This is a genomic window from Microbacterium sp. (assembly GCF_031179285.1).
Lineage (GTDB): Bacteria > Actinomycetota > Actinomycetes > Actinomycetales > Microbacteriaceae > Microbacterium.
Window position 1 is genome coordinate 1 of sequence record NZ_JAPSHY010000054.1, and the last position, 6,477, is coordinate 6,477.

The window sequence follows — 6,477 nt, forward strand, 5'->3', positions numbered from 1 at the left end:
GTACGTCATGAAGTCCGCCGTCGTTCAGCTTCCTGGTCTCAATCGCGACCGCGATCATGTCGCGGTCGCCCTGCGAGTCGTCGTCGTGTGCCATGGTGCTCCTCGTACGTTCCTCTTCGATGAATAAGCGTCAGTTGGACTTCGCCGTGATCCACACGGTGATGGCGACCAGCGCGCCGATGCCGAAGATCCAGATGAACAGGCCCTCGGAGACCGGTCCGAGCGAGCCGAGCGAGGCACCGCCCGGCTGCACGGATTCCTGCTGGAAGAGCAGAGCCGAGATGATGTCGCGTTTGTCCTCGTCCGACAGGTTCATGTCGCCGAAGACGGGCATGTTCTGCGGACCGGTGACCATCGCGGCATACATGTGCAGCGCGCTGGTCTCGGTCAGGGCCGGGGCGTACTTGCCCTCGGTGAGAGCGCCGCCGGCCGCGGCGACGTTGTGGCACATCGCGCAGTTCACGCGGAACAGCTCGGCGCCTCGCGAGACATCGCCTTCACCGTCGAGGATGTGGTCATCCGGGTAGCTGGGCCCCGGGGCGACCGACTGGACGTACGACGCCATCGCCTCGATCTGCTCCTGTGTGAACTGCGGCTCCTTCTGGGGTGCCTGCGGTCCCTGCATCTGCAGCGGCATCCGACCGGTGGCGACCTGGAACTCGGTCGCCAGCTCGCCGACTCCGTAGAGGCTCGGCCCGTTGGGCGTGCCCTGCAGATCCAGCCCGTGGCAGGTGGCGCAGTTCGCCTGGAACAGCTTCTCGCCGTCTTCGACGGTCAGCTGGGTGGACACCGACGCCTGCGTGTCGGTCGCGGCGAACGCGGCGGACGCACCGGCGTACACGGCGCCGGTGATCATCAGTCCTGCTCCGATGAGTGCGGCCGCAGCAAGGGGACTGCGACGACCGCTGGAGCGGCGCTTCTTCTCTCGTGCCATCTCGGGGATCAGCTCCGCTCTTATTTCAGGAAGTAGATAACGAGGAACAGCACGATCCAGACGACGTCGACGAAGTGCCAGTAGTACGACACCACGATCGAGGAGGTCGCCTCCTTGTGCGTGAAGTTCTTGACGGCGTACGCGCGTCCGATGACGAGGAGGAATGCGACGAGTCCGCCGGTGACGTGCAGTGCGTGGAAGCCCGTGGTCAGGTAGAACGCCGAGGCGTACGAGTCCGCGCTGATCGGCATGCCCTCGGCGACGAGCTGCGCGTACTCCCAGACCTGACCGGAGACGAAGATCGCACCGAGCGCGAAGGTGAGGAAGAACCACTCGACCATGCCCCAGCCGAGCATCCCGCGCTTCTTCGTGGTGTAGGGCTGCAGACGCTCGGCCGCGAAGACGCCCATCTGGCACGTGAAGGAGGACAGGACCAGGATCGCGGTGTTGATCGCCGCGAACGGAACGTTCAGAAGCTCTGTACGCTCAGCCCAGAGCTCGGGGGAGGTGCTGCGGAGAGTGAAGTAGATCGCGAACAGTCCCGCGAAGAACATCACCTCGCTGCCGAGCCACACAATGGTGCCGACAGCTACCGGGTTGGGCCGCTTGATGGTTCTCGCCGCCTGGGCATACGTCGCTGAGGTCGTCACCCTTCCATTATGGCCGATCCGAAGGGGTGATTCTCGCACCGGCGGGACCCGATTCGGGGGTCCGCGACTTAGGGGAGCCTAAGAAGACGCTGCGAATACATCATGGATCGGCGGGAAACAGCGGATGCCGGCCGCGACCGCTGCGGCGGTCGGGCCCGCTGCGCGCCGATAGGATCGCACACATGGCTGAATCGCTGACCTGGTCCGATGTGCTCACCTCGCTGCTGGAGCGCCGCGACCTCAGCGTGTGGGAGTCGACCTGGGCAATGCGCCAAGTCATGCAGGGAAAGCTGAGCGAGGCGCAGCTGGCGGGCTTCCTCGTCGCCCTGCGAGCCAAGGGCGAGACGATCGACGAGATCGTCGGCTTCCGAGACGCGATCCTCGAAGCAGCCGTCCCGCTGCCGGTGTCGCCGAACGTGCTCGACATCGTCGGCACCGGCGGTGACCGCGTCGGTACGGTCAACGTGTCCACGACCGCCGCGATCATCATCGGAGCGTCCGGCATCCCGGTCGTCAAGCACGGCAACCGGGCGGCGAGCTCGGCATCCGGGTCCTCGGACGTCCTCGGCGCGCTCGGTCTCGAGCTCTCCCTCGACCCGCAGGCGGTCGCCTCCGTGCTCGACCGGACCGGGATCACCTTCGCCTGGGCCGCGGCCTTCCACCCCGGATTCCGGCACGCCGGCGCCGTGCGCGCCGAGCTCGGAGTCCCCACCGTCTTCAACATGCTCGGGCCGCTCTGCAATCCGGCCCGGGCGGAGGCCAACGCCGTGGGCGTCGCGCATCTCGAGCGCGTGCCGCTGATCACCGGCGTCTTCCGCACACGGGGTGCGACGGCGCTCGTGTTTCGTGGTGATGACGGCCTCGATGAGCTCACCACCACGGGGCACAGTCGCATCTGGGAGGTGACCCGTGGTGACATCCACGAGCACGACCTCGACCCGCGCGACCTCGACATCCCCCTCGCTGATCTCGCCGACCTCGTCGGCGGCCCGCCCGAGCACAATGCCGACGTGCTTCGACGCACCCTGTCGGGCCAGGCGGGTCCGGTGCGCGACATCGTGCTGCTCAACGCCGCCGCCGGCATCGTCGCCTTCGAGCTGTCGCAGGATGCCGCGCAGGTGCAGCGCCCCATCCTCGAGCGCCTCCGAGAGGGATACGCTCGGGCCGCGGCAGCTGTCGACGACGGTCGCGCCGCTGCGAAACTGGACGAATGGGTGGCCGTCTCCCGCGAACTGGCCACGACCTAGGAGGCACAGTGGATCCCGTCGACGCGTTGCTCGAGATCGCCTCTCTGCTGGAGCGCGAGCGGGCGTCGCGGTATCGAGCGAAGGCATTCCGTCAGGCGGCGGCGACGTTGCAGGCGCTCGATGACGAGGTGCGCGACGACCCGGTGCGGCTTCGTGCCGCCAAGGGCATCGGTGAGTCCACTTTCGCGGTGATACGGCAGGCGCAGTCGGGGCAGGTGCCGGACTACCTTGTCGAGCTCCGCGGCGACGTGGAACCGGAGCGGGTCTCGGCGCTGCGAGCAAAGCTGCGCGGAGACCTCCATGCGCACACCGACTGGTCGGACGGGACGACGCCGATCGCGGTGATGGCGAAGGCGGCGCGCGCGCTCGGACACGAGTACCAGGCGATCACCGATCATTCGCCGCGTCTGCGGGTCGCCCGTGGGCTGTCGGCGGAACGTCTGCGCGAGCAGATCCCGCTCGTGCGGGCCGAATCCGGTGACGGGTTCACCCTCCTCGCCGGGATCGAGGTCGACATCCTCGAAGACGGAACGCTCGACCAGGAGGACGACCTGCTGCGCGAACTCGACATCGTCGTCGCTTCGGTGCATTCCAAACTGCGCATGGACGCGAAGGCGATGACCGCGAGGATGATCGCTGCGGTGTCCAACCCGCGAGTGAACGTGCTCGGTCACTGCACGGGGCGCCTCGTGGAGGGCAGTCGTGGCACGAGACCCGCATCGGAGTTCGATGCCGAAGCGGTCTTCGCCGCGTGCGCCGCGAACGGTGTGGCTGTCGAGATCAACTCCCGGCCGGAGAGACAGGATCCGCCCGATGAGCTCATCGCCATCGCGCTGGATGCCGGATGCCTGTTCTCGATCGACTCGGACGCACATGCACCGGGGCAGCTGTCTCTGCTGGACCACGGGGCCGAGCGGGCGGAGAGCGCGGGCGTTCCCGCCGCACGGATCGTGACCACGTGGGGCCTGGAACGCCTGCGGGCCTGGGCGGACTGAGCGGGGTCAGTCCGCCGAGATCGCAGCGACCGCTCGGGTCATGGAGGAGCCGAGGTTCCACTGCTCGGCGAGCGCTGTGGCGGCATCCGCCTCGGCAGGGTCGAGGGCGCGCAGTGCGATCCCGGGAGGGGTGATGTCGAGGTCTCGTGCGACGGCGACGACGGTCGGGGCGACATCGAGATAGGTGGATGCCGCGAGGATCTTCGCGCCGACCCCGGCGCTCATTCCCTCTCCGGCAGCCGCAGCAGCCCGGATGCCGTTGAGGTCACCGTGGGCCTGGAGCAGCGTGGCGGCCGTCTTGTCGCCGACTCCCGCGACGCCCGGAAGTCCGTCGGACGCGTCGCCGCGCATGGTGGCGAAGTCGGCGTACTGCGAGGGGAGCACGCCGTACTTTCCGACGACGGTCGCCTCGGTGACGGTTTCGAGGTTGCTCATGCCTTTGGCGGTGTAGATGACACGCACGTCGCGTACGTCATCGACGAGCTGGAAGAGGTCGCGGTCGCCGGTGACGATGTCCACCGGCATGGTGGCGCGCGTGGCGAGGGTGCCGATCACGTCGTCGGCCTCGTGCTCGGCGACACCGATGATCGGGATGCGAAGAGCTGCGAGCGACTGCCGGATGAGGGGGATCTGCGCTTCGAGGGGGTCAGGAACCTCTTCGACATCGGGGCCGCTGGGCACGACCTCGACCACGCGGTGGCTCTTATAGCTGGGGATGAGGTCGACGCGCCACTGCGGACGCCAGTCGTCATCCCAGCAGGCCACGACATGGGTCGGGCGGTAGAGGGTGACCAGCTTCGCGACGATGTCGAGGAGTCCTCGGGCGGCGTTCACCGACGAGCCGTCGGGCGCTTTGACCTTGTCGGGCACACCGTAGAAGGCGCGGAAGTACAGGGACGCGGTGTCGAGCAGCATTAGACGGTCGGCGCGGGTCATGGACACAGTCTGGCAGCTGAGCACCAGCGTTCAGCAGCCGGCGGATGACGGCTTCTGATCGCAGGTGTATGCGACGAGCGCCGTGTGCGCCTCGAAGATGCGGATCTCCTGTGCCGGACCGTCGGCGATGAGCTGGCCGGCGACGGGGAACCATCCGACGCCGAAATCGACCTCCGCGGTGTAGCGAACGTCGACATCGGCGTTGTAGGTGCCTCGTTCGGCGTAGGCGTGGCTCGTCGCCGTGGGGGTGAACTGCGCTTGACCGAGAGCTTCCCAGCTCGAGCCACCGGTGGTGGTCGTCGCGCTGGAGCCGTCGCCGTAGTGGAACTCGAATGAGGCCGGCGTGAAGCGGACGGTCACGGGAAAGCCGAACAGCGAGCCGGACTGGGTCGTGACGGATGCCGTGGCGACGAAGTTCGTCGGCATCCCGGCGATGCCCACGTTGTCCGGCTCTCCGGCCAGAAGCGATGGAGCGGGCGTGAACTGCGCGAGGTCGGCGATCGTGATCGGCGGGAGGCCGGGGTCATCTTCTTCGTCGACGGGTGCGGCCTCCTCGGCGCGGCGGTAGCAGTCGATGAAGCTCCAACTGCGCATGCACGTCTCGAAGTCGAACTCCCGGGGTGGAGGACCGGCATCGCCTTCGGGGATGTCATTGCCGATCGGTGTCGTGGTTCCCGGGTCGGCGCCCGGCGTCGTCTTCTGGCCGCCGATCGTGATGGACGTACCGTCATTCGTAACGCCGCAGTTCCCGGTCGCCCGATCAATCGCTGTGCACGTCTTGACCATGCCTGGCGGACCCGCTTGTGGAGCAAGTAGGAGCGGGATGACTAGGAGCGCGTTCGCTAACCGGTGCACGATGGCTCCTCGGCCGCCTCCACCTCGGAGATTCGCAACTCGCCGTCCGACGCTTGAAAGGTGACCTCCAAAGCATAAGTCGATGGCCGGTCGGGATCGACGAGGGAGGAACCAGTCGCGTCGCGAAAGTCGACGTTGCTGACGTCCTCGCAAGTTCGGGCGACAACCTGGTAGCCCTCCGCGCTCACACCTGTGAATTCAGTGACGACAATCGCCCCAGTTCTCACATAGCCCTCCGCATTCAGCTCCGAAAGTTGTCTGCGTTCATCGGCTTGGTAGTCGCCCGTGGTGTGGGCATGAATCACCTCAAACGTGCTCGGGTCCTGAAGGTCGACGGCATTGAACGCGTCTATGTACGCCCGGTACGTCTCCTCCGCCGCAGCGAACGCCTCCTCCTCCGAGGCGAATGCGGCCGTCGGGGTGGGAGTCGGCTCGGGCGCAGGGGAGCAGCCGGCCAGCAGTGCCCCCGCCAGAGCGAGCACTCCGAGAGCGACGACGGGGGTCGGAGCGGTCCGCAGGAGATTCACCTCGACACGGTAACGCGAACGCCGCGGCATCCGTCTGACTTATCCACAGCCCTCGATGAAACCGGCGTGGTCACAGGCGTCCGTCATCTGATATTCTGAGTCGTCACTCGTGGCGTGTACACGCGCGCGTTCGTGACAAGCAATCCCCATCCATTCGCTGTGAAGCACCATGTCGGCCGTGCGCGGCCGTCGCTTCCAGCCCGAGTTCCATCCAACAAGGACAACCCACTACATGACTACCGCAACGACCGCCCCGGCCACCAAGCAGGTCGCCATCAACGACATCGGATCTGCTGAGGACTTCCTGGCCGCGGTCGAGAAGACCCTGAAGTT

7 protein-coding genes are annotated in these 6,477 nt (G+C 66.9%); 2 read left to right on the forward strand and 5 right to left on the reverse strand.

All coding sequences use genetic code 11. The annotated features are described in order from the left end of the window. Positions 1 to 130: 130 nt before the first annotated feature. Both RIN18_RS16995 and RIN18_RS17000 read right to left on the reverse strand, forming a co-directional pair. The gene (locus RIN18_RS16995; protein ID WP_309105165.1) at positions 131 to 934 is read right to left on the reverse strand and encodes a cytochrome c; all 804 of its coding nucleotides are present in this window, start codon (positions 932 to 934) and stop codon (positions 131 to 133) included. A gap of 20 nt (positions 935 to 954) precedes the next feature. Next, entirely contained in the window at positions 955 to 1,584 is a 630-nt protein-coding gene (locus tag RIN18_RS17000; protein WP_309105166.1) for a heme-copper oxidase subunit III, read from the reverse strand. A gap of 182 nt (positions 1,585 to 1,766) precedes the next feature. Here RIN18_RS17000 and trpD point away from each other — a divergent pair, with 182 nt between their 5' ends. After that, positions 1,767 to 2,831 (forward strand): anthranilate phosphoribosyltransferase, encoded by a 1,065-nt coding sequence (trpD, locus tag RIN18_RS17005; protein ID WP_309105167.1) that lies wholly within the window; start codon positions 1,767 to 1,769, stop codon positions 2,829 to 2,831. An 8-nt stretch (positions 2,832 to 2,839) separates the two neighbouring features. Then, positions 2,840 to 3,826, forward strand: a complete 987-nt coding sequence (locus RIN18_RS17010) for a PHP domain-containing protein (RefSeq protein ID WP_309105168.1) — start codon at positions 2,840 to 2,842, stop codon at positions 3,824 to 3,826. Between the two features lie 6 nt (positions 3,827 to 3,832). Here the strand turns inward: RIN18_RS17010 and RIN18_RS17015 are convergent, their stop codons facing one another. From RIN18_RS17015 to RIN18_RS17025, 3 genes are all read right to left on the reverse strand, one after another. Next, positions 3,833 to 4,762, reverse strand: a complete 930-nt coding sequence (locus tag RIN18_RS17015; protein WP_309105169.1) for a 5'-3' exonuclease — start codon at positions 4,760 to 4,762, stop codon at positions 3,833 to 3,835. Between the two features lie 30 nt (positions 4,763 to 4,792). Continuing rightward, positions 4,793 to 5,356, reverse strand: a complete 564-nt coding sequence (locus RIN18_RS17020) for a hypothetical protein (RefSeq protein ID WP_309105170.1) — start codon at positions 5,354 to 5,356, stop codon at positions 4,793 to 4,795. Between the two features lie 248 nt (positions 5,357 to 5,604). Further along, positions 5,605 to 6,144 carry a hypothetical protein gene (locus RIN18_RS17025; protein ID WP_309105171.1) on the reverse strand — a complete coding sequence of 180 codons (540 nt, stop codon included), beginning with the start codon at positions 6,142 to 6,144 and terminating at the stop codon, positions 5,605 to 5,607. Between the last annotated feature and the right edge of the window lie 333 nt (positions 6,145 to 6,477).

What these genes read in the sequence shown, in the direction of transcription:
- RIN18_RS17020 (WP_309105170.1), bottom strand. Translation starts at nt 5,356, where the DNA reads ATGCGCAGTTGGAGCTTCATCGACTGCTACCGCCGCGCCGAGGAGGCC.
- trpD (WP_309105167.1), top strand. Translation starts at nt 1,767, where the DNA reads ATGGCTGAATCGCTGACCTGGTCCGATGTGCTCACCTCGCTGCTGGAG.
- RIN18_RS16995 (WP_309105165.1), bottom strand. Translation starts at nt 934, where the DNA reads ATGGCACGAGAGAAGAAGCGCCGCTCCAGCGGTCGTCGCAGTCCCCTT.
- RIN18_RS17015 (WP_309105169.1), bottom strand. Translation starts at nt 4,762, where the DNA reads ATGACCCGCGCCGACCGTCTAATGCTGCTCGACACCGCGTCCCTGTAC.